The organism is Haliea sp. (genome assembly GCF_040221975.1).
In the GTDB taxonomy this organism is placed as follows: Bacteria; Pseudomonadota; Gammaproteobacteria; order Pseudomonadales; family Halieaceae; genus Haliea.
The window spans coordinates 1-23,881 of sequence record NZ_JAVJWR010000009.1; the positions used below are offsets into that span (position 1 = coordinate 1).

At 64.8% G+C, this 23,881-nt stretch carries 26 protein-coding genes; all 26 read left to right on the forward strand.

The genetic code is table 11. From position 1 onward, the window contains the following. Window positions 1–234 (forward strand): transposase (locus tag RLO07_RS02300; RefSeq protein ID WP_462290521.1); only part of this gene is annotated, 234 nt, incomplete at its 5' end. Window positions 235–812: 578 nt separating this feature from the next. Beyond that, window positions 813–2,408, forward strand: coding sequence for a flagellin N-terminal helical domain-containing protein (locus RLO07_RS02305; RefSeq protein WP_462290522.1), 1,596 nt, complete (start codon window positions 813–815; stop codon window positions 2,406–2,408). A 259-nt stretch (window positions 2,409–2,667) separates the two neighbouring features. Beyond that, the gene (locus tag RLO07_RS02310) at window positions 2,668–4,386 is read left to right on the forward strand and encodes a flagellin N-terminal helical domain-containing protein (protein ID WP_462290523.1); all 1,719 of its coding nucleotides are present in this window, start codon (window positions 2,668–2,670) and stop codon (window positions 4,384–4,386) included. 84 nt (window positions 4,387–4,470) lie between these two features. After that, window positions 4,471–4,857 carry a flagellar protein FlaG gene (locus tag RLO07_RS02315; RefSeq protein WP_462290524.1) on the forward strand — a complete coding sequence of 129 codons (387 nt, stop codon included), beginning with the start codon at window positions 4,471–4,473 and terminating at the stop codon, window positions 4,855–4,857. A 97-nt stretch (window positions 4,858–4,954) separates the two neighbouring features. Next, complete coding sequence (gene fliD, locus RLO07_RS02320; RefSeq protein WP_462290525.1) at window positions 4,955–6,322, forward strand: flagellar filament capping protein FliD; 1,368 nt, start codon at window positions 4,955–4,957, stop codon at window positions 6,320–6,322. A gap of 59 nt (window positions 6,323–6,381) precedes the next feature. Beyond that, on the forward strand, window positions 6,382–6,816 hold the full coding sequence (gene fliS, locus RLO07_RS02325) for a flagellar export chaperone FliS (RefSeq protein ID WP_462290526.1): 435 nt from the start codon (window positions 6,382–6,384) through the stop codon (window positions 6,814–6,816). Further along, on the forward strand, window positions 6,813–7,142 hold the full coding sequence (locus RLO07_RS02330; protein ID WP_462290527.1) for a hypothetical protein: 330 nt from the start codon (window positions 6,813–6,815) through the stop codon (window positions 7,140–7,142). The genes fliS and RLO07_RS02330 overlap by 4 nt, the downstream gene beginning before the upstream one ends. Before the next feature lie 15 nt (window positions 7,143–7,157). Further along, complete coding sequence (locus RLO07_RS02335; RefSeq protein WP_462290528.1) at window positions 7,158–7,697, forward strand: PilZ domain-containing protein; 540 nt, start codon at window positions 7,158–7,160, stop codon at window positions 7,695–7,697. A 152-nt stretch (window positions 7,698–7,849) separates the two neighbouring features. Beyond that, on the forward strand, window positions 7,850–8,959 hold the full coding sequence (locus tag RLO07_RS02340; RefSeq protein ID WP_462290529.1) for a sigma-54 interaction domain-containing protein: 1,110 nt from the start codon (window positions 7,850–7,852) through the stop codon (window positions 8,957–8,959). 84 nt (window positions 8,960–9,043) lie between these two features. Beyond that, on the forward strand, window positions 9,044–10,231 hold the full coding sequence (locus RLO07_RS02345) for a sensor histidine kinase (RefSeq protein ID WP_462290530.1): 1,188 nt from the start codon (window positions 9,044–9,046) through the stop codon (window positions 10,229–10,231). Beyond that, complete coding sequence (locus tag RLO07_RS02350) at window positions 10,228–11,649, forward strand: sigma-54-dependent transcriptional regulator (protein WP_462290531.1); 1,422 nt, start codon at window positions 10,228–10,230, stop codon at window positions 11,647–11,649. The genes RLO07_RS02345 and RLO07_RS02350 overlap by 4 nt, the downstream gene beginning before the upstream one ends. 44 nt (window positions 11,650–11,693) lie before the next feature. Then, window positions 11,694–12,011, forward strand: coding sequence for a flagellar hook-basal body complex protein FliE (fliE, locus tag RLO07_RS02355; RefSeq protein ID WP_462290532.1), 318 nt, complete (start codon window positions 11,694–11,696; stop codon window positions 12,009–12,011). Between the two features lie 42 nt (window positions 12,012–12,053). Further along, window positions 12,054–13,694 (forward strand): flagellar basal-body MS-ring/collar protein FliF, encoded by a 1,641-nt coding sequence (gene fliF / locus RLO07_RS02360; RefSeq protein WP_462290533.1) that lies wholly within the window; start codon window positions 12,054–12,056, stop codon window positions 13,692–13,694. Continuing rightward, window positions 13,687–14,706 carry a flagellar motor switch protein FliG gene (gene fliG, locus RLO07_RS02365; RefSeq protein WP_462290534.1) on the forward strand — a complete coding sequence of 340 codons (1,020 nt, stop codon included), beginning with the start codon at window positions 13,687–13,689 and terminating at the stop codon, window positions 14,704–14,706. Before fliF ends, fliG begins: the two co-directional genes overlap by 8 nt. Beyond that, window positions 14,699–15,376, forward strand: a complete 678-nt coding sequence (locus tag RLO07_RS02370; protein ID WP_462290535.1) for a flagellar assembly protein FliH — start codon at window positions 14,699–14,701, stop codon at window positions 15,374–15,376. The genes fliG and RLO07_RS02370 overlap by 8 nt, the downstream gene beginning before the upstream one ends. A 32-nt stretch (window positions 15,377–15,408) precedes the next feature. Next, entirely contained in the window at window positions 15,409–16,740 is a 1,332-nt protein-coding gene (gene fliI / locus RLO07_RS02375; protein WP_462290652.1) for a flagellar protein export ATPase FliI, read from the forward strand. An 85-nt stretch (window positions 16,741–16,825) separates the two neighbouring features. Beyond that, window positions 16,826–17,269 carry a flagellar export protein FliJ gene (gene fliJ, locus RLO07_RS02380; protein ID WP_462290536.1) on the forward strand — a complete coding sequence of 148 codons (444 nt, stop codon included), beginning with the start codon at window positions 16,826–16,828 and terminating at the stop codon, window positions 17,267–17,269. Further along, on the forward strand, window positions 17,266–18,366 hold the full coding sequence (locus RLO07_RS02385) for a flagellar hook-length control protein FliK (protein ID WP_462290537.1): 1,101 nt from the start codon (window positions 17,266–17,268) through the stop codon (window positions 18,364–18,366). Before fliJ ends, RLO07_RS02385 begins: the two co-directional genes overlap by 4 nt. 236 nt (window positions 18,367–18,602) lie before the next feature. Further along, the gene (locus tag RLO07_RS02390; protein WP_462290538.1) at window positions 18,603–19,139 is read left to right on the forward strand and encodes a flagellar basal body-associated FliL family protein; all 537 of its coding nucleotides are present in this window, start codon (window positions 18,603–18,605) and stop codon (window positions 19,137–19,139) included. A gap of 12 nt (window positions 19,140–19,151) precedes the next feature. Then, window positions 19,152–20,138 (forward strand): flagellar motor switch protein FliM, encoded by a 987-nt coding sequence (fliM, locus tag RLO07_RS02395; protein ID WP_462290539.1) that lies wholly within the window; start codon window positions 19,152–19,154, stop codon window positions 20,136–20,138. Window positions 20,139–20,205: 67 nt separating this feature from the next. Continuing rightward, entirely contained in the window at window positions 20,206–20,520 is a 315-nt protein-coding gene (fliN, locus tag RLO07_RS02400) for a flagellar motor switch protein FliN (RefSeq protein ID WP_462290653.1), read from the forward strand. Beyond that, window positions 20,517–20,912 (forward strand): flagellar biosynthetic protein FliO, encoded by a 396-nt coding sequence (gene fliO, locus RLO07_RS02405; RefSeq protein ID WP_462290540.1) that lies wholly within the window; start codon window positions 20,517–20,519, stop codon window positions 20,910–20,912. Before fliN ends, fliO begins: the two co-directional genes overlap by 4 nt. Beyond that, window positions 20,913–21,671, forward strand: coding sequence for a flagellar type III secretion system pore protein FliP (gene fliP / locus RLO07_RS02410; RefSeq protein ID WP_462290541.1), 759 nt, complete (start codon window positions 20,913–20,915; stop codon window positions 21,669–21,671). It abuts the gene before it with no gap. Between the two features lies 1 nt (window position 21,672). Next, the gene (gene fliQ / locus RLO07_RS02415) at window positions 21,673–21,948 is read left to right on the forward strand and encodes a flagellar biosynthesis protein FliQ (RefSeq protein WP_462290542.1); all 276 of its coding nucleotides are present in this window, start codon (window positions 21,673–21,675) and stop codon (window positions 21,946–21,948) included. Continuing rightward, a complete protein-coding gene (gene fliR / locus RLO07_RS02420; protein ID WP_462290543.1) occupies window positions 21,945–22,733 on the forward strand; it encodes a flagellar biosynthetic protein FliR in 789 nt (262 codons plus the stop codon). Before fliQ ends, fliR begins: the two co-directional genes overlap by 4 nt. Then, window positions 22,733–23,866 carry a flagellar biosynthesis protein FlhB gene (gene flhB, locus RLO07_RS02425; protein ID WP_462290544.1) on the forward strand — a complete coding sequence of 378 codons (1,134 nt, stop codon included), beginning with the start codon at window positions 22,733–22,735 and terminating at the stop codon, window positions 23,864–23,866. The genes fliR and flhB overlap by 1 nt, the downstream gene beginning before the upstream one ends. Window positions 23,867–23,881 lie beyond the last annotated feature (15 nt).

The window sequence follows — 23,881 nt, forward strand, 5'->3', positions numbered from 1 at the left end:
ATGCCCGGCGTACATCGCGTGGCTGCACTACTGAAACGGTGGCTGCTCGGAACCCACCAGGGTTCGGTGAAGCCGTATCATCTGGATTACTATCTTGATGAATTTACATTTCGATTTAACCGACGAACTTCGCGATCAAGAGGGTTGCTGTTCTATCGTCTGTTACAGCAAGCCGTCGCCACAGGGCCGGTCACCTACCGACAAATAACCGAAAATAGAAACCACAACATATAGTATCTAGTGGTGCTAAGTGGATACGCCTTATGGATACACAGTATATTAGCCACGCCGCAGCACAACCCCAAGGACCGCGTTTCATCAAATGCGGCCACCCTGTGCGGTGATGGACTTGCTCCCCATTCATGCCCGCACAATGCGCCTCGCACCCTCTCGATACCTCCCCCGCGTATCCACCATCAGCCTGGCGCACTGTTTGATCTATTGCCCGCTGTTCCCCTTTTTAGTTCCTGCTTCCGGATCGCATGCGGTGAGTGCCAGCGATCAAGGGTGAGCATGACATCGAACCTTCAAAACCAGGGGCTTCACCACTGTATGTTCATAGATATAGGTAACCGCAGGGTAATCCTCCTGCCGGCCGGCCCGGCAGGCTCCGGGCTGTGTGATGTGGCGCGAGGACCTGACCCGGTCGCGCCCGCGGTATTTCCCCCTAAAGTTTTTCCTCCCGCTGCCGTCAAATCTTGCGAAGAGCAGATAATGGGATCTGCCCGAAACCTCCTCCACCTTCAGGACTCACTGGTTGCCATCACCAGGGCAGTGCAAAAGGGCGCGGAAATTCCTGGAAGGGATGCGACATGGCACAGGTAATCAATTCGAATATTCTGTCGTTGACCGCGCAGCGTAATCTCAATACCTCGCAGGGAGCTCTGGCAACCTCGCTGGAGCGTCTCTCCTCCGGTCTGCGCATCAACAGCGCCAAGGATGACGCCGCCGGCCTCGCGATCTCCGAGCGCTTCACCACCCAGATCCGCGGTCTCAACCAGGCGATCCGCAACGCCAATGACGGCATCTCCCTGGCGCAGACCGCTGAAGGCGCCCTGGGCGAGCTGTCCTCCAACCTGCAGCGTATCCGCGAACTGGCCGTGCAGTCGGTCAACGCCACCAACTCCGATACCGACCGCGCCACCCTGGACCAGGAAGTGCAGCAGCGCCTGCAGGAAATCGACCGCATCGGCAGCCAGACCTCCTTCAACGGCCGCAACGTGCTGGACGGCAGCTTCGGCAGCGCCCTGTTCCAGGTCGGTGCGAATGTCGGTGAAACGATCGGCCTGAACCTGAACACCAGCGTGCGTACCGCCGATGTGGGCGCCACGGCGACGGCCACTTCGGTCGATTTGAGCACATTGATTTCCCCCGCAACGTCGGATGCCGTGCCCGCAACCAGCGGCGCGTTGGGTTTGTTCGTTGGGGACAATGAAGCTGTTGGTCTTGGCTCTTCCGATTTCGTTCTGACGCTGGACGATGGTGCAAACTCGCTTGTCGCGACGGTCACGGTGGCTGATGGCGGACCGCTGGCCGCGGCTGGTGTTGCCGGCGCCATCAATACAGCGTTTGACGGCACAGCAAGTGACGGGGCTACCAAAAATGGTTTCACCATTGATTTTGGTGGTGCCCTGGATCTTGAGACAGCGATCACGTCGGGTACGCTTGCTTTCTCGCGGGCCGATGGTGCCAATTTTGATGTTACGCAGAGTGTCGCCGGTGACCGGTTTGATGATTTTGTCGGTTTTGCCAGTATCCCGCTGGTGCAAGCCGGGTACCCTTTTAACGGACCCACGGCGGACTCGGAGTCAATTACCACCAGTGACGGTTCCGAGGCCGTAACCGCATCGACCCTGACGGTCAACAACGATCTGAACATCCAGTTCGGCGACAGCAATGCCATCGCAGTCGAGAACGGCGTCTACTCGACCGTGCAGTCTTTTGTCGATGCCATTAATATGGCCCTGGGCAGCAATGGCACGGCTTTCCTGGATGGCGATACCAACGTCCTCAGCATTACTTCTGGCGAAGCAATAACGATCTCTGGCGCCCAGGCAGCTACCGTCTTCACGGCGACCGAGTTTGCCGCCTTGGGTAGCCTGGATGATGTCAATGTGCTTACGGTCGCCGGTGCCAACGCTGCGATCCAGCGCATTGACGCCGCGTTGACCTCGGCCAGTGACTTGCGCAGCACCTTCGGTGCCATCCAGAATCGTTTCGAGTCCACCATCGCCAACCTGAGCGGCACGGCGGAGAACCTGAGCGCGTCACGCAGCCGGATCCAGGACGCGGACTTCGCGGCGGAAACCGCGGCGCTGACCCGTGCCCAGATTCTGCAGCAGGCAGGCATCTCGGTGCTGTCCCAGGCCAACGCCCAGCCGCAGAACGTGTTGGCACTGCTCAACTAGCGGGAGATGGGCAACTTCGCGCGAACAGGCAGAGGCCTGGTGCTTTGCCCGGGCTCGTCACAGTGTGATCCAGCGCACAATTTTGCCAGCCTGAACGCAACCGCAACATTTTTCCTAAAGTTTTCCCTTCCGCTTCCGCTAAACCTCTCGAAGACGGCGTGATTGCTCCCGCCCAGAGTCCCTGCAGGCGCAGGGCGTGAACGGGCGCGGCCGGTCGGTCAGTGCAAACAGAAACTGAAATTCCCGGGAGGAATTCAACATGGCACAGGTAATCAATTCGAATATTCTGTCGCTGACTGCTCAGCGCAACCTCAACACTTCTCAGGGAGCACTGGCGACGTCGCTGGAGCGTCTCTCCTCCGGTCTGCGCATCAACAGCGCGAAGGATGACGCCGCTGGCCTGGCGATCTCCGAGCGCTTCACCACCCAGATCCGCGGTCTCAACCAGGCGATCCGCAACGCCAATGACGGCATCTCCCTGGCGCAGACCGCTGAAGGTGCCCTGGGCGAACTGTCCTCCAACCTGCAGCGTATCCGCGAACTGGCCGTGCAGTCGGTCAACGCCACCAACTCCGATACCGACCGCGCCACCCTGGACCAGGAAGTGCAGCAGCGCCTGCAGGAAATCGATCGCATCGGCAGCCAGACCTCCTTCAACGGCCGCAACGTACTGGACGGCAGCTTCGGCAGCGCCCTGTTCCAGGTGGGTGCGAACGTGGGTGAAACGATCGGCTTGAACCTGAATACCAGTGTGCGTACTGCTGATGTGGGTGCGGTGGCTACTGCCACGTCCGTGGATTTGAGCACCATTATTGCCCCGGGTGGTGATGACACGGCTGGTACTTACACGACTGGCGCGGTCACCAACTTCGATTTCAGTGGGACCGCGACCGCGGGTGCGGTCACCTTTGCATCGACCGGTGGGCCGCTTGACGCTGATTTGAGCGGTAGTCCATTGACCATTCAAATCGACGGCGGCGCGGACATCACCCTCAACGGGGCTAACCTAGCGGCAAACGTTGCAATCCTGGATGGTGTTAGCGGATACAGTGCTGCTGACGCCGCTGGCACGATAACTCTCACTAACGATACCAGTGCCACAGCGCCGGCTCTCACCGGTAGTAGTGTCGGTACCACGACTGCGGTGCCAGGCACAGTCGGCGAAACCACTTTCGACGTTGACGGCACCACGGTCACGCTGAATGCGGACTACGGCAGCCTCGATGGGCTAGCCACGGAAATCGGCACGCAGCTCGGAACCAGTTATGCGGTTTCCGTCTCTGGCAGCGGTATTGAAATCGCCACTGCAGCGACCGGTGCAGGCAACGCAGCCCCTGTTGTCAATGGCTTTTCAGGTCTTGACCAGGAGTTCGATGCCGGTACGTCGGTGGCCGGTGCCGATGGAGCTGCGGCATCTGAGTTAACGCTCGCTGCCGATGAACTGACTATTCAGTTCGGCGACAACGATGCAATCTCGGTGGCTGCGGCTACCTACAGCACCCAGCAGTCCTTCGTCGATGCCGTCAACGTCGCGTTGGGGAGTAACGGCACGGCTTCCCTGGACAGCGACACGAACGTCCTCAGCATTACCTCCGGTGATAGCATTACCATCGGTGGTGCTCAAGCGGCGACCGTGTTCTCGGCGACCTCATTCACTGCTTCCGGCAGCCTCGATGACGTCAACGTGCTCACAGTGGACGGTGCCAATGCCGCGATCCAGCGGATTGATGCGGCACTGACGTCCGCCAGCGACCTGCGCAGCACCTTCGGTGCCATCCAGAACCGCTTCGAGAGCACGATTGCGAACCTGAGCGGCACGGCGGAGAACCTGAGCGCTTCGCGCAGCCGGATCCAGGACGCGGACTTCGCGGCGGAAACCGCGGCCCTGACCCGTGCGCAGATCCTGCAGCAGGCGGGTATCTCGGTACTGTCCCAGGCCAATGCCCAGCCGCAGAACGTGTTGGCTCTGCTCAACTAACGGCAGAGGCAATACCGCAATGAGTGAGCAGGGGCCTGGCGCACGCGTCTGGCCCCTTCTTGCGTGGGAACGGGAGGTTCTTGCGTGATCGACAACAGCATTTCTGCCAGTCAGGGAGCCATGCGACCGTTACCGGGGCGTGGTGATGCGGTCGCACCTGCTGCAACCACGCAGACTGCGGCGCAGTCGACGGCAGCCATTGGGGCCGTTGAGCCACCGCGCGAAACGCCCGCCACCGGCGAGGACATGAACGAGATGCTGGAGGGTCTGAGCCAGCGTCTCAATGAGTTTGTGCAGGAGAATGCCCGGGAACTCGAATTCCGGGTCAACCAGGACGGCGGCAGGGTTGTCATCCTGGTGCGGCAGTCCGAGACTGGCGAGGTGGTGCGCACGATACCGCCGGAGGAGGCCCTGGGGCTGGTCAACAACCTGAGTGAAGGTGCCGCTGCTCTTTTTTCGCAATTGGCCTGATTTCGGCGCAGTTTTTGCAAAGCGTTCCTTGCAGTCAACCCTGCTCGGGTAACACGGAGGACACTCGCATGACAACCAGACAAGAAGCGTCAATAACATGACGGGCATACGCTCATTGGGTGCCGGTTCGGGACTGGATCTTGACAGTCTCGTACAGCGGCTTGTCGCCGCCGAGCGCCAGCCCACGGAAGTGCGGCTGGCGCGCAACGAGGCTCGGTTCCAGTCTCAGCTTTCCGCCATTGGCACCATCAAGGGGGCGCTGTCGGCCCTGCGCGACGCCAGCCAGGCGCTGGGCGGCGGCGGTGGCCTGGGCGCGCGCACTGTCACCAGCAGCAACACCGATCTCTTTACCGGCACCGCTGCCGCCGGCATGGCGCCGGGCAGCTTCAGTGTCGAGGTGGTCTCCCTGGCCAGCGCCAACAAGGTCGCCAGTGACCCTGTCGCTGCGGCGGATACCCAGATTGGCAGCGGTACTCTGACCCTGTCGGTGGGTGACAGCAGCTTCAGCGTTACCCTAGAGGAGGGCGCCGGCAGCCTGGCTGAAATTCGTGACGCCATCAACCGTTCCCCTGACAACAAAGGCGTTTCCGCGGCAATTCTCAATGAGGACGGCGGCAGCCGCCTGGTGCTGACGGCCCGTGATACCGGCGCCGCCAACAACATCGCGATTACGGCCGCGGGCGGTGATGGCGGGCTCGCTGCGCTGACCACGACCACCGAGCTGCAGGCCGCGGCCGATGCGGTGGTGAAAGTGGATACCTTTACCTTCTCCAGCGCCAGCAACCGCGTGGAAGGTGTCGTCGACGGGCTGACGCTGGATCTGGTCAAGGCCGAACCTGGCACTGTGGAAACGGTAACGATCGCTGAAAACCGCACCGCCGCAGTCGACAAGGTGCGCGGGCTGGTGGAGCGGCTGAATGCGTTCACCTCGGCCACCTCGCGGGTTGCCTCCTACAACGCCGACACCGGCCAGGCCGGCCCGCTGCTGGGTGACGCGACCCTGCGCGGCATTGGCAGCCGTATCCAGCAGATTCTGGGCACCCAGGTGGGCACCCCCGGCACACCCTTCAACAGTTTGCCGGCGCTGGGCATAACCACCAACGAGGCCGGCTTGCTGGCGCTGGATGAAAGTGTCCTGAACCGCGCCCTGGATGAGCGTCCTGATGTGTTGAACAGTGTACTGGCCGGCGAACAGGGGGTGGCCACCGCACTGGGCGGGTATCTCAATCAGGTGCTGGGGTCCAACAGCCTGATTGCCAATCGCGAGCAAGGCCTGAAGTCCAGCCTGGACGGTATCGGCGCCCAGCGCGAGGCGCTGGACCGGCGGATCGAAAGTGTTGAGGCCCGGTTCGTGGCACAGTTTTCGGCCCTGGATGGGCTGGTCGCCCAGCTGTCCCAGACCGGCGACTTCCTGCAGCAGCAGTTGTCCAATCTGCCGGGCGTTATCGGCAGTCGTCGCAATTAAAGAGCTGTCGAGTCTGGCCGCTAACAGCTACTAACGTGTGAGCCGAAGGATGATCCCGCATGAATGAAATGGTGAACGCCTACCGCACCAGCAAGACCGCGGGGGCCGAGTACGCCAGCCCGCACCAGTTGATCACCATGTTGTTTGACGGTGCGCTGGAGCGCCTGGCCCGGGCCATCGGCCACGCCGAGCGGGGCGAGGTGGCGGCCAAGGGCGAATGTATTGGCCGGGTGATCCTGATCCTGGACAGCCTGCAGGCCAGCCTGGATCAGGCCGCCGGTGATGGCGCACTCGCCGCCAATCTTGCTGACCTCTACGACTACATGATGCGCCGACTGACCGAGGCCAACCTGCACTCCGATCCCGCCATGATGACCGAGGTACACCAGCTGCTGGACGGGTTGGCGGATGCCTGGCGGGCAATAGCGTCAGAAGTGGCTGCCCAGGCTCAGAGTGGCGCTGGCGCCAGTGCCGCGGTGCACGGTCCAGCATGAACGTGACTGCCGACAGCCGCATGGGCGAGGTCGTGGCGCTGGGCCGGGTCATCCGCCAGCACGTGGAAGAGGCCGACCTGGAGACCGCCGGTCAGCTGGCGGCGGAACGGCACCGGCAGCTGCGCAGCCTGTTCGACGATCCGGCCCTTGAACGCGGCGATGAGTCCCTCGCCTACTGGCTGCAGGAAATCATTCGCGAGGACCAGGGCCTGGTGCAGGCACTGGCGGAGCTGCGCCGGCGCATGGAACTGCAGCTGGGTGCCAGCCGACGCTCCGTGCGCGGCGCCCGCGAGTACGCCGCCGTGGCAGAGAGTCCCGGTGGCTAGAGGCTTCTTCAGTCGATGCTGAACTACCCCGACCGCCTGCCCCTGGAATGGGTTCCCGGAGCGACGCCGGAGGTGGACGAGAAACAGCGGATCACCACCAACCTTTACCTCCTCGAGGCTGTCAGTGCGATCGAGGAGCATTCCCTTGACCGTATCTCCGAGGAGCAGCCCGAACTGCACCAGGAGCTGCACCGCCTGGACGCCAAGCTGCACCTGCTGCTGGACATGGTGGCACGGTTGCTGCGCAGCCACGACCGCCTGCCCCGGTCGCGCGCGGTCCGGGTGGCAGTGGAGTTGATCGAGATCGAGGCGGGTGGCGCGGATATGGTCGTCGGTGCCGAGGGAGTGCTGCACCTGCACCTGCACCCCGCCATTCCCGCGGCCCTGTTGCTGCCGGGCCGGATCACCGGCACGGCGCGGGACGAGGACGGCGAGTGGCTGCAGTTCCAGCCCGGGGAACTCTCGGACCCGGAGCTCGAGGCACTGTCGCGCCATGTCTTCCGTCACCACCGCCGCAATATCGCTGCCGCCCGCCAGGGTTCCACGCCCGCCTGACCCACCGCCTCTACCCCTTGCCTGACCCCGAGCGTCCGCCCGGATTTTATACTGGATGAACAAAAAATTGACATGAATCAATTTTTTAAGGTCCGTGGTGGACATTAGTCCGGCCTGATATATGATATCGCCCCTTCTTTGACGTGGTTTTTATGCCTGCCTCAGCATCAGAAGAAGACAGCGGCGAACAGGTCTGCCCACTCGGCGATTTCACCTATTCCGCCAGCCGGTTGCCCAGGTCGATTCACCTGATCGGCGACTCTCCTGCCATGAGCGAGGTTCGTTCGCTGATGGCGCGGGTCGCCGAGGCGGAGGCAGCGACCGTGCTGGTGCTCGGTGAGTCCGGTACCGGCAAGGAGCTGGTGGCGCAGGGTATCCACGCCCTGTCGGCCCGGGCGGAAAAACCTTTCGTCCCGGTCAACTGTGGCGCGATTCCCGGCGAGCTGCTGGAGAGCGAGCTGTTCGGGCACGAGAAGGGGGCCTTCACCGGGGCTCTCAGCCGCCGCCGCGGTCGCTTTGAGCTCGCGGAGGGCGGTACGCTGTTCCTGGACGAGATCGGCGACATGCCGGTGCCGATGCAGGTCAAGTTGCTGCGGGTACTCCAGGATCGCAGCTTTGAGCGGGTCGGTGGCGCCGAAACCATTGCCACTGATGTGCGCATCATCGCCGCCACGCACCGCGACGTCGAGGCGCACATCGCTGAGGGACTGTTCCGGGAGGATTTGTACTATCGGCTCAACGTGTTCCCGATCCGGGTGCCCCCCCTGCGCCAGAGAAAGGAAGACCTGCCTTTGCTGATCCGTCACTTCCGCGCCCTGATGGCAGAGCGCGGCAATGACGCGACGACGACATTTTCTCCCCCCGCCACGGCCTCCCTGCAGGCCTACGACTGGCCGGGCAACGTGCGCGAGCTGAGCAATCTGATCGAGCGCATGGCGATCATGCACCGCGGCCGCGAGGTGCAACTGCGGGACCTTCCCGAGCGCTATGTGCAGCAGGGCCGGGCGGTCGTCTGCAGCGATCCGCCGGCGCCGCTGCCCGCGGAGCCCGCGCCGCCCTGCGAGGCCTGTGCCACCCCGGTCCTGCCGGAGGATGGCATCAATCTGAAAAAATGTCTTGCCAACATGGAAGTGGAGCTGGTGCGACAGGCCCTGCGGCGCACGGGCGGCGTGGTTGCCCACAGCGCCCAGTTGCTGGGGCTGCAGCGCACCACCCTGGTCGAAAAGCTCAAGAAATACGGCATCGACCCCGAATCGGCCTGAATTCCTTTCCCGACTGACAGCTTCTGGTACGGTATTTGCTAACTTCTGCTGGCAAGTACACCGGTTTCAGGAGAAGTCCGTCTCATGGATGGCAATGACGACCCGCTTGAGAGTACCTTCAGCGCCTTCAATCGGCTCTCGGAAGAGTTGTCCGCGGCCTATTCCAGCCTCGCTGGCCGGGCCGCGGGCCTGGAGCAGGAACTGGCCCGTTCGCGCCGCGAGAAAGAACGCCAGCGGGAACAGAAGGAGCGCCTCGCGGATCGCCTTGCGGCCCTGCTCGACTCCCTGCCCGGCGGGGTCATCGTCTACGGTGGCGACGGTCTGGTCAGCGCCAGCAATGCCGCGGCCCGGGACTGGCTGCGCGCCGATCCCGAGGGCCGTTCCTGGGCCGCGCTGTTGGCCACCGCAGGGGTGCGGGTGCTGGAGGATGGCCGCGAGCTGGCGCTGGCCGACGGTACCCAGCTGACCCTGTCGCGGCGCTATGTGCCCGGCCGCGATGAAACCATTATCCTGCTGACCGACGTCACCGAGCAGCGCCGCCTGCAGGCCGAACTGGAGCAGCATCGGCGCCTGGCGACCATGGGGGAAATGGCCGCCCGCCTGGCACACCAGATCCGCACGCCCCTCTCCACCGCGATGCTCTACGCCAACCATTTGACTGATCGCGCGCTGTCTGCGTCGCAGCGTCAGGGTTTTGGCGCCAACCTGCTGGCGCGCCTGCGTGACCTGGACCGCCTGACCCGGGACATGCTGGGTTTTGTGCGCCACGGCATGGGGGAATCCCGGGAAATTCTGCTGGCGGCACTGTTCGATGATGTCCGCCAGGCGCTTGATGGCGCCGTCCGCGAAGGGTGCCAGTTGCGCATTCGTGACTGTGATGTCGCCGGCACCCTGCGTGGTGATCGCCAGGCCCTGGCGGGCGCGCTCTGCAACCTGATAGAGAATGCCTGGCAGGTCGGGGGAGCGGCGGTCGTGGTGGAACTGTCGGCGCGCGAGCTGGAAGGCAATAGCGTCGAACTGCGGGTGGATGACAATGGGCCCGGCGTCAGCCCCGCGCTGCAGGAGCGTATCTTCGAGCCGTTCTTCTCGGTCCGGACCGGTGGTACCGGGCTCGGCCTGCCGGTGGCGCGCTCGGTGGCGGAGGCGCACGAAGGTTCGCTGCGGCTGGAAAGCCCGCCCGCTGGCGGCGCCCGCTTCATCCTGCGCCTGCCCCTGTTGCCCCGGATCGCCAGCGTCGACTGTCACCTCGCCCTGGTCGGAGGCGCGCGGTGAGCGAGTTTCGGGTCCTGCTGGTGGAGGACGATGAGCACCTGCGCCAGGCCCTGTATGACACCCTGGTCCTGGGTGGGTACCCGGTGGTGGCCGCCAGCGATGGCCGCGAGGCACTGGCGTTGCTCGCGCAACAATCCTTCGCCCTGGTGATTTCCGACATCCAGATGGAGCCCTGGAGCGGACTGGAACTGCTGGCGCGGATTCGCCAGCAGCATCGCGAAGTGCCCGTGGTATTGATGACTGCGTTTGGCAGCGTGCCCCAGGCGGTGGAAGCGATCCGGCAGGGGGCGATGGATTACCTGGTGAAGCCGGTGGAGGCGGGTGAGCTGCTGGAACGGGTGAGCCACTTCCGCAACCTGCCGGAAACCGGGTTCGAGCTGGTGGCGGCAGACCCGCGGACCCGGGCCCTGGTGGCGGTGGCGCGCAAGGTGGCGGCGGTGGATATCAGCGTGTTGCTGACCGGTCCCAGCGGCAGTGGCAAGGAAGTGTTTGCCCGTTTCATCCACCGCGAGTCGACCCGCGCCCATGCCCCCTTCGTGGCCGTCAACTGTGCCGCGATTCCGGAACAGATGCTGGAAGCGGAATTGTTCGGGCACGAGAAGGGAGCCTTCACCGGCGCCGCGAAGGCCAGGATGGGCAAGTTCGAGTGCGCCGATGGCGGCACCCTGCTGCTGGACGAGATTTCCGAGATGGACCTGGCCCTGCAGGCCAAATTGCTGCGGGTACTGCAGGAGCGCGAAGTGGAACGGCTGGGCAGCAACCGCGCGATTCGCCTCGATGTCCGGGTGATCGCGACCACCAACCGCAATCTGGCGGAAGAAATCGCCGCCGGTCGCTTCCGCGAGGATCTGTACTACCGCCTGAATGTCTTTCCCCTGTGCCTGCCGCCATTGCGCGAGCGCCCGGGCGATATCGAGCCCCTGGCGCGGCGCGCGCTCGCCCTGCATGCCCGCGGCCAGCCACCGGCCCTGGGGGCGTCGGCACTGGAGCGCCTGTGCGAATACCACTGGCCGGGCAATGTCCGCGAACTGGACAATGTTATCCAGCGCGCGCTGGTACTGGCCGGGGAGGCCGGCGAATTGCTGGCAGAGGATCTTTTCTTTGCGCACCTGGAGGCCACACCTCGGCCGGCCGCACTTGAGCAGGCCACACCTCAGCCAGCCACACCTCAGCCGGCCGTACCTCAGCCGGCGGCTCCAGAATTCGAGCGGGGGGGCAGTCTGCAGGAGACCCTGGAGGACCGGGAGTCCGATGCCATCGTGGCGGTACTGCGGGAAGAGGGCGGGCATCGCGGCCGCACCGCGGAGCGCCTGGGAATCAGTCCGCGCACCCTGCGCTACAAGCTGTCGCGCATTCGCCGGAACGGTATTCCCATACCCGGCGACAGCGGCGGCGGTGCCATTGCGATGGGGCGTTGATGCGGGGCCGGCAAGTCACAGTACACGGTTAGGGGAGGGAGTCGATGAGCGATATCGCCATTCAACAGGTACTGGCGCAGATGCGCCAGTTGAAAGTCGAGGCCGGGGCAGGGGCACGGGAGGTCGAAGCGCCCGCGCAGGGCGAATTCGCCAGCCTGCTGAGCCAGTCCATCGAGCAGGTGAGCGCCAACCAGCAGACCTCGGCCAGACTCGCCGCGGCCTTTGAACGCGGTGACCCGGGCGTTGACCTGGCCAGCGTCATGATTGCCGGGCAGAAATCCCGAGTGTCCTTCGAGGCCCTGGTCCAGGTGCGCAATCGCCTGGTCGAGGCCTACAGGGAAATCCAGAACATGCCGATATGAACAACACAGAGATGAGGATATGAACTGATGGCGGCCCGGGAGATGACGACCGCGACACCGCGCCCGCACCTGGTGGACCAGGTGCCGGGACTGCGTCAGCTGTTGTTGCTGGTGGGCCTGGCTGCAGCCGTGGCCATTGGGGTCTGGGTGGTGCTGTGGTCCCAGGACGAAAGCTACCATGTGCTGTTCAGCAACCTGGCCGACCGCGATGCCCTGGAAGTGGTGCAGGTGCTGGAAACCGCGGGCATCCCCCATCGCTACGAATCCGGCGGCGGCGCCGTGCTGGTGCCGGCGGGCCAGGTCCACGCCGCGCGCCTGCAACTGGCCTCCCAGAACCTGCCCAACAGCGCCGGGGTCGGCTTCGAGATGCTCAACCAGAGCAACGGCATCTCCGACAGCCAGTTCGTGGAGAATGCCCGCTACCAGCGGGCGCTGGAAGTGGAGTTGCAGCGCACCGTCGCCAGCATCAGCGCGGTGGCGAGCGCCCGCGTGCACCTGGCGGTGCCCCGGCAGACCGTGTTCGTCCGCAATCGGGCACCGGCGGGGGCCTCGGTGCTGGTCAATCTCTACCCCGGGCGCCGTCTGGAGCCGGCCCAGGTGGCGAGTATCGTCAACCTGGTGGCTTCCTCGGTACCCGACATGGAGCGCGGCCAGATCACGGTGGTGGACCAGAACGGCAACCTGCTGTCCGCGGATCCGGATGCGGAAAAGAACGCCGGCAGCAACGCTGTGGACCAGCAGGCCGAGCGCATCGAGGTGCGCCTGAAACGCCGGGTCGAAGAACTGTTGGCGCCGATCGTGGGGCTGGACAATGTCCGCGCCCAGGTGGCGGTCAGCCTCAATCCCGAACTGCGGGAGGAAACCCAGGAGTTGTACGACCCCGACAGTCCGGTGGTGCGCAGCGAGCAGACCAGCGCGGAGCCGGCCTCCCTGACACCCGGCGCCCGCGGCGTGCCCGGTGCGCTCAGCAATCAGCCGCCGGCACCAGCACCGGAGCCCGCCGCTGCGGAGGCGGACCCGGCCGCGGATCCCGGCGAGGTCCCGCTGGCGACCCGCAGTCTGCGCAACTTTGAAATCAGCCGCACCGTGCGCTATATACAGGCGCCGGAGGGCTCCATCCGCCGGCTCAACGTGGCCGTGGTATTGAACCAGCGTCCCGGCGCCAATGCCGAAGGTGAACTGGAATCGGTGCCCTACACACCGGAGGAACTGGAACGGTTCAGCGAACTGGTGCGCAAGGCGGTGGGTTTCGAGGAGGCGCGCGGCGATGCGGTCAGTGTGATCGGGGCGGATTTCCTGCCGGACACCGCACTGGACGAGTTTGATGCTCCGGAATCATCCTTTCTGGATCGGTTCAACCTGATGGAGGTACTGCGGGTGATCGCCGCGCTGGTGGTCATTCTGGTGCTGATTTTCATGATCGTGCGCCCAACGCTGCGCCAGTTGCTGACCATCAATCCGCGGACCCTGATGCTGCCGCCAGCGGTGCCCCAGGGCCTGCCGCCGGGTCAGGCCGCCCAGGGGCAGCAGGGCGCGGCGGGCGCCCCGGACACCGCTGCGGAGGCGCGGCCGCGCGCGGGCCAGGAATTTGATCAGCGCATAGCCAATGCCAAGACCATTGTAAACCAGGACCCGAAACGGGTGGCGCAGGTAGTGAAAGATTGGGTGAACGAAGGTGAGTGAGGAAAAGCAGGCGGCTCAGAAAGACCAGCTGGCAGGGGTGGACCGGGCGGCGATCCTGCTGATGTCCCTCGGAGAGCAGGAGGCTTCCACGGTACTCAAGCACATGGGCGCCCGCGAGGTGCAGAAAATCGGCAATTCGATGGCCTCCCTGAGTGGCGTCAGTCGCGAGCAGGTCAATCAGGTGCTGGACACCTTTATTACCGCGGTGGAGGAAAAAACCTCGCTGGGGGTCGGGTCCGATGACTATGTGCGCCGGGTGATGCAGGAGGCGCTGGGCGACAAGGCCTCGAACATGATCGACCGCATCCTGCTGGGGCGTGACAGCAAGGGCCTGGAGTCCCTGAAGTGGATGGACCCGCGCAGCGTGGCGGAGATGATCCGCCAGGAACACCCGCAGATCATCGCCATCGTGCTCGCTTACCTGGAAAGCGACCAGGCGGCGGAAATCCTCGGCTTCCTGCCGGAGCGCACCCGGCCGGACGTGATCATGCGCATCGCCACCCTGGACGGTATTCCGCCCTCGGCGTTGAGTGAGCTGGACGACGTTATCCAGAAGCAGTCCATGGGCAGCGAGAATGTGAAGTCGTCCAGCGTCGGTGGTGTTCGCACCGCGGCCGAAATTCTGAACCTGGTGGATGGCGTCACCGAGCAGGGCGTGCTGGACGCGGTGAAGAAGTCGGACGAGGGCCTGGGACAGCGCATACAGGACGAGATGTTCGTATTCGAGAACCTGGTGGATATCGACGACCGCGGCATCCAGGTGATTCTGCGCGAGGTGCAGTCGGATATCCTCATCGTGGCCCTGAAGGGCGCGGACCAGGCGGTGAAGGACAAGCTGCTGAAGAACATGTCGCGCCGCGCGGCGGAGATGCTGACCGAAGACCTGGAGGCCAAGGGCCCGGTGCGGTTGGCGGAGGTGGAAGCGGCACAGAAAGAGATCCTGGGGACGGTGCGCAACCTTGCCGACCAGGGCCAGATCGAGATCGGCGGCAAGGGAGACGAATTTGTCTGACATACTGTTCCGCGAGCAGCTGCCCGCGATGGAGCGCTGGCAGCTGCAGGACGTGGCCACCGCGACGTCGCCGAAGACGGGCGGCCCCCGCCAGCCGCCCAGTGCCCAGAAGCTGCACAGTGCAGCAGAACTGGAGGCTTTGCAGAAGCAGGCCTGGGACGAAGCCTATGCCCGCGGCCTGGAAGCCGGGCGGGTGGCCGGCAAGGCCGATGTCGACCGCGTTGCGGCCCGGCTGCAACAGGTGCTGGGAGCGCTGGCGAGTCCGTTGCAGGACATCGACGAGCAGGTGGAGGAAGAGCTGCTGCAGCTTGCCCTGGCCGTGGCGCGGCAGATCATCCGCCGGGAGCTGGTGGCCAACCCCTCCCACGTCATTGCCGCGGTGCGGGAAGCGCTGGCGGAACTGCCCTCCAGCAGTCGCGATATTCGCGTGCTGCTCAATCCCGACGATGCGCAGCTGGTGCGGGAGATACTGCCCCGGCCCAGCGGGCATGCCAGCTGGGATATCGTCGAAGACCCCGTGATTGAGCACGGTGGCTGCAAGGTCATTACCCCCAATACCACGGTGGACGCGTCCCTGGAGGCCCGTATCCGCGCGGTGGCGTCCCGGGTCCTGGGCGGTGAACGCCACGAGGACAGCGACAGCGGCGACGCGGCGCCGGCGGCACCGTGAGCGACACCCGCAACCAGCGCTGGGCTGCAAGCCTGCGCCAGTGCCGTGAAACCGCGGTACCGGGGGCCACGATGTGGGCCACCGGCAGGTTGCGGCGTGTGGTCGGCCTCACTCTGGAGGCGGTGGGGGTGGAAGCCGCCCTGGGCGAGCGCTGCTGGGTGTTGCCCGACCACGGGCCGCGACTGGAAACCGAGGTCGTGGGCTTTTCCGACGACAGCCTGTACCTGATGCCGGTGGAGGAAATCCGCGGGCTGTCGCCCCGTGCCCGGGTGGTGCCGGCGGGCATGGCCCTGGATGCTCCGGTGGGCAGGGGCCTGCTGGGGCGGGTCATCGACGGCGCCGGCAATCCGCTGGACAGCCGCGGTCCGCTGCTGGTCGAGGCGCGCTCGCCGCTGATGGGGAAGCTGATCAACCCGCTGCATCGACACCCGATCCACGAGCCGCTCGACGTGGGGGTGCGCACCATCAACGCCCTGCTGACGGTTGGCCGCGGCCAGCGCCTGGGCCTGTTTGCCGGCTCCGGCGTCGGCAAGTCAACCCTGCTGGGGATGATGACCCGTTTTACCGCGGCGGATGTGGTGGTGGTGGGCCTGATCGGTGAGCGCGGCCGGGAGGTCAGGGATTTTATCGAGAACACCCTGGGGCCAGAGGGCTTGCGCCGCGCGGTGGTGGTGGCGACGCCCGCGGACCAGGCGCCGCTGATGCGGATGCGCGGTGCCTGGCTGGCGACCACGATCGCGGAGCATTTTCGTGACCAGGGCCTGAAGGTGCTGTTGCTGATGGACTCCCTCACCCGCTTTGCCCAGGCCAAGCGCGAGATTGCACTGGCGGTGGGTGAGCCGCCCGCGACCAAGGGCTACCCGCCCTCGGTATTCGCCAGCCTGCCGGCGCTGGTGGAGCGTGCCGGTACCAGCGTTGACGGCGCCGGTTCGATCACTGCGTTCTACACGGTGCTGGCGGAAGGCGATGATACCAACGACCCCATTGCCGACGCCGCCCGGGCCATTCTCGACGGTCACGTCGTGCTCTCGCGTGCGCTGGCCGAGGAGGGCGTCTATCCGGCCATCGATATCGAGGCGTCCATCAGCCGGGTGATGATGGACATCACGTCCGACCAGCACCAGGCGGAAGCGCGGCGCTTCCGGCAAATGTTTGCCGCCTACCGGCAAAACGAGGACCTGATTGCGGTGGGCGCCTATCGCAAGGGCGCCGATCCCCGCATTGACGAAGCGGTGGCCATGCGTCCGGCAATGCTGGAGTTCCTGCGCCAGGGCAGTACCCAGCCGGTTGATCTGGCGGCCAGCTTCGCGGGCCTGGAAGGGTTGCTGGCGGACAGGACGCGCCCACCGGACAATGGCACATGATTTGCATCGCTTTTCGCAGCAGTACACCTGCGGCCGCGAGTAGTCGTGGGTGTGTGGAACCCACTAGCGGAGTTGAAGCAAGGGAATGAAGCGCTCTGACCGCCTGCAACGCGTCGCCGAACACTTTGGCGAAGACCGTGACCTCGCCTCGCGCAAGCTGGTGGAGCTGCGCACGGCGATGGATCTGGCCGATGAGCGTCTGCGGGGATTGCGCGACTACCTCGATTCCTACCACACCGAGCTGGAGCAGATCCGCCAGACCGGTACCACCTCGGCCAAACTGCAGAACTACACGGCATTCCTGGCCCAGTTGCACGAAGCCCTGCAGCAGCAGGAGCGGCATGCGGATGCTGCGCGCCGCGCTTTCGAGCGGCAGATGGACGTGTGGTACCAGGCCCGCAGCCAGGTGCGGGCGGTGGAGCAGGCGGCGCAACGCAACGCCGCCATGGAGCAAAAACAACTGGACAGCGCCGAACAGCGGCAGCTGGATGATCTCGCCCTGTATCGCCTCGCGGGAGGCAAGGCGTGATCCCGCAGCTCGCCATGCTGGCACCGACACCCGCGCCCGCGCCCGCACGGGTGGGGCAGGCCGCTGGCGCCACTCCCAACACCGACGAAGCACCGCCGGTGCTGCTGTTTGGCGACCTGCTGGGGGCGCTGGCCGGGGCAACGGGAACGGTGACCCCGGAGCAACAGGTTGCCGACACCGCTGCCGGCTTTTTGACACTGCCGGGCGACGGCTTGCCTGCGGCGACTGTGGAGACTGCCGACGCCGACGCCGACGCCAACGCCAACGCCAACGCCAACGCCAACGCCAACGCCAACGCCAACGCCAACGACACGGCCGCGGCGGCAACTGTCGGCGGACTCTGGGTTTTGCTGGCGGAAGCGGGCCTCGCGGATACGGCGACAGCTGCCAACGGCAAGCCGGCGGCGAATGCGCAGGCGCCGATACCGGCGCCGGTCTCCGTGCCCCTGGAGCCGCGTCTGCCGCTACCGTCCGTGGTCGCTCCGACTGCAGCTGACGCCGCGCTTGTCACCACCGCGGCAGCGGATGCTCCCGAGCTCCTGCAGGGTCTGGTCGCCACTGGCGGGCAGCCGGCGCTGGCAGAGACGGCGGCTGGCAATGCGCTCACCGGTGCGCTACAGGCGCCCGCGGGCGAGAAGCTGGAAGCTGTACCGGCACGGCCGGCAGTGGCGTTGCCACTGCCGGCCCCGGAGGCGCGCGCGACCTTCACCCAGACCCTGGACCAGGTTGTCTGGATGACCCGCGAAGGGGTACATCAGGCGCGGCTGCAGTTGGAGCCTGCCCACCTCGGGCGGGTCGATATCTGGCTGGATCTCGACGGCGGTGAGGCGAAGCTGCATCTGGGCGCCCAGCAGGCGCAGGTACGGGAAGCCCTGGAAGCGGTATTGCCGCGCTTGCGCGACGCCCTGGCCCAGCATGGCATGAGCCTGACGGATGCCTCGGTATCGGACTCCGGGCGCCAGCAGCCGGAAAATCCGGACAACCGCGAGTCGACAGCGGCAACGGCGACGGCCGGCACCGAGGCGGATGTGGTCGAGGGCGGCGAGTCGCGCTCGAGCACGCTGTCGCCCAGAGGTCTGTTGGACCTCTACGCCTGAAACCGGACCGATCGCCGGCCGGCCCGGTGACGGGTGTCAGGCCATTGTCACCGCCACCCTCCGCCCCACTCCTGAAGTCAAAAAGCTGACACCGCCACCCCGGGCGCGAGCATGGCAACCCCTGCTTGCCCCCTGTTTTGCTGGTGTTGCGCCGCTCTCCGGTCCCGGCAGGGTCTTGGCATGGCTATTGCACTAAGCTGGCAATACCTCGCCCTCGCTTCAAGGAACGGATCTTCATGGCAGCAGATAATGAGTTTGATGATGTAATACCCGGCGCCGGCGTCCGCTCCGGCAACTCCCCGGGTATTGGCAAGCTGCTGTTGATCAGCCTGCTGGTCAGTCTGGTGATGTCGGCCGGGGTCGGCGCCGGCGTGTATTTCCTGCTCAAGTCCGATATTGCGCCGCAACAGCAGGACGAGTCCGGAGAGGCGCCGGTCGCGAAACAGAAACCCGCGGGGCCACCGATCTACTACCGGCTCGAGGACTCTTTCATCGTCAATCTTTCGACCCAGGCTACGCGGTTTCTACAGGTGACCGTGGAACTCATGGCGCGGGACCAGAAAGTGATCACAGCGGTGGAGAAGCACCGGCCGCTGCTGCGCAACAACCTGCTGCTGCTGTTTTCTGCCCAGACCCTGGAATCCATTGCCACTCTGGAGGGCAAGGAGGCACTGCGGGCCGAGGCCCTGGCGGAAGTGCAGGCAGTGCTGGAGAGCGAGGGTGAGCCGGCGGCAGTGGAGGACCTGTACTTCACCTCCCTGGTTGTACAGTAGGTTGCCTGCCCGATGAGTCAGGAAGACATTCTGTCCCAGGACGAAATCGATGCCCTGCTGTATGGAGTCGATTCCGGAGACCTGGAAAGCGGTACCGGTACCGCGGTAGAGGGCGAAGTACAGTCCTTCGATCTCTCCAGCCAGGACCGCATTGTGCGCGGGCGCCTGCCCACGCTGGAGATGATCAACGAGCGCTTCGCCCGCTACCTGCGCCTGGGGTTGTTCAACATGTTGCGGCGGACCGCGGAAATTTCCGTTGCCGGCGTCGACATGATCAAGTTCCAGGACTACATGCGCACGCTGCCGCTGCCCACCAGCCTGAATATTGTGTCGGTCCCGCCGCTGCGCGGTACCAGCCTGCTGGTGCTGGACGCGCGCCTGATATTTGCCGTGGTGGACAGTTATTTTGGCGGTGACGGCAGTTACTACGCGCGGATCGAGGGGCGGGAGTTCACCCCGGTGGAGACGCGCATCATCGAGCGCCTGCGCGATCAGATCTTCGGCGACCTCAAGGAGGCGTGGAAGCCGGTCATGGACGTGGACTTCAACTTCCACAACATGGAGATCAACCCGCAGTTTGCCAATATCGTCAGCCCCTCGGAATTGGTGGTGGTCTCCCGTTTCGAGGTGGAGATCGAGGGTGCCAGCGGTGAAATCCACTTCACCATTCCCTATGCAGCGATCGAGCCGATTCGCGAGGCGCTGGACTCGGGCATGGCATCCGACCGGATGGAGAAGGATGAGCGCTGGATGCATGCCCTGCGGGAAGAGATTCGCGATGCGGAAATGGAGTTCAGCGTGGTGCTGTGTCGCAAGCGCATCACCGTCAAGGACCTGGTGAGGATCCGGCCGGGAGACGTCATTCCGCTGGATATCCCCGACCTGGCGACAGTGCTGGTGGAGAAGGTGCCTTGCTTCCAGGGCCAGGTGGGGCTATCGAAAAACAAGTACGCGGTCAGGATCACCAAACGCCTGAGCCGCGACGGCAATCAAGACTGACGGAGAGCGGGAGACAACCGTGGCAGTGGACAAGGAAAACCAGGGCGCCGGCGCGGCCGATGCGGGCGTGGAAAAGGCCAGTTTCGACAATTTCGAGCGCAGCGAGCAACCAGCCCAGGGGGATGTCAATCTCGACCTGATCGTGGACGTGCCGGTGACGCTGTCAATGGAGGTCGGCAGAACCTCGATCAGCATCCGCAACCTGTTGCAGCTCAATCAGGGGTCGGTCGTGGAGCTCGACCGGGTCGCGGGGGAGCCGCTGGACGTGTTTGTCAACGGTACCCTGGTGGCCCACGGCGAGGTGGTGGTGGTGAACGACAAGTTTGGCATCCGCCTTACCGATGTCATCAGTCCCTCGGAACGGATCAAGAAGCTGCAATGAGCCGGCGTCACCTGTTGTTGGCCCTGGTGCTGGGGCTGCCCGGGACAGTCCTTGCGGGCGAGGTTCCAGCGGTCGACGCGGCCCAGAATCTGGGGCGGATGCTGCTCGGCCTGGGTGTGGTGATCGCGATCGTGTTTGCGCTGGCCTGGGTGGCCAGGCGGGCGTCGGTACTGCGTTTTCTCGGTGCCGCGGGCGGTGGCCCCATCGCCGTCGTGGGCCAGCTTTCCCTGGGGGCACGGGAGCGCCTGCTGCTGGTGGAGGTGGACGGCCAGAGGATGCTGCTGGGCGTGGTGCCGGGGGCGATCACCCGGCTTGATATCGCGGGCGCGGGCGCGGATGCGGGCGCTGATTTCGCCGCCCGGCTGGGCGCCGCGCAGAGGAGCAGGAGCTAGATGAGCCTGCGCTTGTTGCTCGCCGTGCTGCTGGCACTGCTGCCCGCCCTGGCCCAGGCCCAGGGCGCCGGCGAGCTGCAGCTGCTGAAGGTCACCCCGGCAGAGGACGGCAGCCAGACCTGGAGCCTGACGCTCCAGGTGCTGGCGCTGATGACGGTACTGACCCTGCTGCCGTCGATCCTGCTGATGTTCACCTCGTTTACCCGCATCATTGTCGTGCTGGCCATTCTGCGCCAGGCCCTGGGTACCGGCACCACCCCGTCCAACCAGGTATTGATCGGGCTGGCGCTGTTTCTCACCCTGTTCGTGATGACGCCGGTGGTCACCGAACTCTACGATGTTGCCGTGGAGCCCTATCTCAGCGAAGAGATCACCTTGCAGCAGGCCATGGACAGCGGCGTGGAACCGCTGCACCGATTCATGCGTCACCAGGTACGGGAGAGTGATCTCGCCATGTTCGCGTCCCTCGGCGGCTACGAGGAGGGTTTCGCCTCCCCGGCGGAGGTGCCGCTGACCGTGCTGATACCCGCCTTCCTGACCAGCGAGTTGAAGACCGCCTTCCAGATCGGCTTCCTGCTGTTCATTCCCTTCGTGATCATTGACCTGGCGGTGGCCAGCGTGCTGATGTCCATGGGCATGATCATGCTGTCGCCGATGATCGTGTCGCTGCCGTTCAAGCTGATGCTGTTCGTGCTCATTGATGGCTGGAGCCTGGTGATGGGGACTCTGGCAGCCAGTTTCTATACGGGGGTGGTCTGAGATGTCGCCGGATATGGTTGTGGAAATCGGCCGCCAGGCGCTGTGGGTGATCGCGCTGCTGGTCGGGCCGCTGCTGATTTCGGCGCTGGTGGCGGGTTTGCTGATCGGCATGTTCCAGGCCGCCACCTCGATCAATGAAATGACCCTGAGCTTCATTCCCAAGCTGATTGTGCTCGCTATCGCTCTGATGCTGACCGGTTCCTGGATGCTGGAGCTGATCGTGTCGTTCTCCAGGGACCTGATCATGAGTATCCCGGAGCTGATCGGCTTGCCATGACGCCGTTCGCGCTGGACGAGGCGGTGCTGCTGGCGTGGTTGGGGCAGTTTGCCTGGTCGCTGTTCCGGATCGCGGCGATGTTCATGGTGGCGCCGCTGTTCGGTGCCCGCTACATCCCGGTTCGGATCCGGGTAGCCCTGGCGCTGGCCTGTGCACTGGTGCTGTTCCCGATGCTGCCCCCGCCGCCGGCAGTGCTGCCGTTCTCACTGCAGGGACTGGTGCTGGTGGCACAGCAGGTGCTGATCGGTATCGCCATGGGATTCATACTGCAGCTGGTGTTCGATGCCATTGTGATCGGTATCCAGACGGTCTCCATGAGCATGGGCCTGGGTTTCGCGATATTCGTCGACAACCAGCACGGGGCCCAGATGCCGGTTCTGAGCCAGCTGCACCTGCTCATTGCCATGTTGCTGTTCCTGGCCTTTGACGGCCACCTGATGCTGGTGCAGTTGCTGGCAGACAGTTTCCGTATCCTGCCGGTCGGTGGCGGTGGCCTCAACGCCGATGCCTTCTGGCTGGTGGCCTCCCTGGGTACCACCCTGTTTGTGGGTGCGCTCAAGGTCGCATTGCCGGCGGCGACGGCGGTATTGATTGTCAACCTGTCCATCGGGGTGATAAGCCGGGCCGCGCCGACCCTCAATCTGTTCGCCATCGGTCTGCCGCTGACCATGCTGGTGGGCTTCCTGGTACTGATCGCCACCCTGCCCACCCTGCAGGATTCGCTGCTGTTCCTGCTTGAGGAGGCGTTGCTCAGTGTGGACCGGCTGCTGCTGATGGTGAACTGATGGCGGAAGATCGCGACGACAATCAGGAACGTACCGAACAGCCCACCCCCAAGCGGCTTCAGGAGAGCCGCGACAAGGGCCAGGTTCCGCGCTCGCGGGAGCTGACCATGACCCTGGTGATGCTGGTGGGGTCGGGGACCCTGCTGCTGGCGGGCAGCTGGTTCGCCAGCAGCTTCCAGGCCCTGCTGGCCACCGGCTTCCGGATCGAGCGCGAAGCCATGTATGACGACGGCTTCATGGTGCGCAAGTTTTCCGAGCTGGCAGTGGAGTCGTTCCTGCTGCTGGGCCCGTTGCTGTTGGCGCTACTGGTTGCCGCGCTGGCGGCGCCGGCCCTGTTGGGTGGCTGGATCTTCAGCCAGCAGGCGATGGCGCCGAAGCTTGAGCGCATGGATCCGCTCAAGGGGCTCAAGCGCATCTTTGGTGCCCACGGGCTGATGGAACTGCTCAAGGCCATGGGCAAGTTTCTGGTGGTTGCGGTTGCCTCCGGTTTCTTCCTCTGGCTGATCATGGACCGTTTTCTGGCATTGTCCAGGCTGCCGATAGTGCCCGCCATCACCGAGAGCGCCTGGCTCGCGGGCATGGCCCTGTTTGCCGCGAGCGGGGCGCTGATCGTGATTGCCGCGATCGACGTGCCCTTCCAGTTGGCGACCCACTTCAAGCAGATGCGCATGACCCGGCAGGAAGTCCGGGAAGAACTGAAGCAGACCGAGGGCCGGCCGGAAGTAAAGGGCCGTATTCGCAGTTTGCAGCAGGAGATGGCCAGCCGGCGGATGATGGGGGACGTGCCGGATGCGGACATCGTCATCACCAACCCGGTTCACTTCGCGGTGGCTGTGCGCTATGACGCCAGCAGCATGGCGGCGCCGGTTGTGGTCGCCAAGGGCGCCGAGCTGGTAGCCCTCGCCATCCGCCGGGTGGCAGAGGAGTCGGGCGTGCCGCTGCTGGAGGCGCCGCCGCTGGCGCGGGCGCTCTATCGCAGTGTCGATATCGGCCAGGCCATTCCGCCGGACCTGTACCTGGCGGTGGCCGAGGTCCTGGCCTGGGTGCACCAGGTGCGTACCCGCCCCGCCGACGCGGCGCCGCCACCGCCGCCCAATCCGGTGGTGGCCGAGGATGAGTCGACAGATGTCTGAGCCATTGGCGCAAAA

Bases quoted from the DNA above. Each gene is read 5' to 3' on its own strand.
- fliP (WP_462290541.1), top strand. From the start codon at position 20,913: ATGAGCCTGCGCTTGTTGCTCGCCGTGCTGCTGGCACTGCTGCCCGCC.
- RLO07_RS02330 (WP_462290527.1), top strand. From the start codon at position 6,813: ATGAACGTGACTGCCGACAGCCGCATGGGCGAGGTCGTGGCGCTGGGC.
- fliM (WP_462290539.1), top strand. From the start codon at position 19,152: ATGAGTCAGGAAGACATTCTGTCCCAGGACGAAATCGATGCCCTGCTG.
- RLO07_RS02305 (WP_462290522.1), top strand. From the start codon at position 813: ATGGCACAGGTAATCAATTCGAATATTCTGTCGTTGACCGCGCAGCGT.
- RLO07_RS02345 (WP_462290530.1), top strand. From the start codon at position 9,044: ATGGATGGCAATGACGACCCGCTTGAGAGTACCTTCAGCGCCTTCAAT.
- fliR (WP_462290543.1), top strand. From the start codon at position 21,945: ATGACGCCGTTCGCGCTGGACGAGGCGGTGCTGCTGGCGTGGTTGGGG.
- fliF (WP_462290533.1), top strand. From the start codon at position 12,054: ATGACGACCGCGACACCGCGCCCGCACCTGGTGGACCAGGTGCCGGGA.
- fliD (WP_462290525.1), top strand. From the start codon at position 4,955: ATGACGGGCATACGCTCATTGGGTGCCGGTTCGGGACTGGATCTTGAC.
- fliE (WP_462290532.1), top strand. From the start codon at position 11,694: ATGAGCGATATCGCCATTCAACAGGTACTGGCGCAGATGCGCCAGTTG.
- fliQ (WP_462290542.1), top strand. From the start codon at position 21,673: ATGTCGCCGGATATGGTTGTGGAAATCGGCCGCCAGGCGCTGTGGGTG.
- fliO (WP_462290540.1), top strand. From the start codon at position 20,517: ATGAGCCGGCGTCACCTGTTGTTGGCCCTGGTGCTGGGGCTGCCCGGG.
- RLO07_RS02310 (WP_462290523.1), top strand. From the start codon at position 2,668: ATGGCACAGGTAATCAATTCGAATATTCTGTCGCTGACTGCTCAGCGC.
- RLO07_RS02340 (WP_462290529.1), top strand. From the start codon at position 7,850: ATGCCTGCCTCAGCATCAGAAGAAGACAGCGGCGAACAGGTCTGCCCA.
- RLO07_RS02390 (WP_462290538.1), top strand. From the start codon at position 18,603: ATGGCAGCAGATAATGAGTTTGATGATGTAATACCCGGCGCCGGCGTC.
- flhB (WP_462290544.1), top strand. From the start codon at position 22,733: ATGGCGGAAGATCGCGACGACAATCAGGAACGTACCGAACAGCCCACC.
- fliS (WP_462290526.1), top strand. From the start codon at position 6,382: ATGAATGAAATGGTGAACGCCTACCGCACCAGCAAGACCGCGGGGGCC.
- fliJ (WP_462290536.1), top strand. From the start codon at position 16,826: ATGAAGCGCTCTGACCGCCTGCAACGCGTCGCCGAACACTTTGGCGAA.
- RLO07_RS02335 (WP_462290528.1), top strand. From the start codon at position 7,158: ATGCTGAACTACCCCGACCGCCTGCCCCTGGAATGGGTTCCCGGAGCG.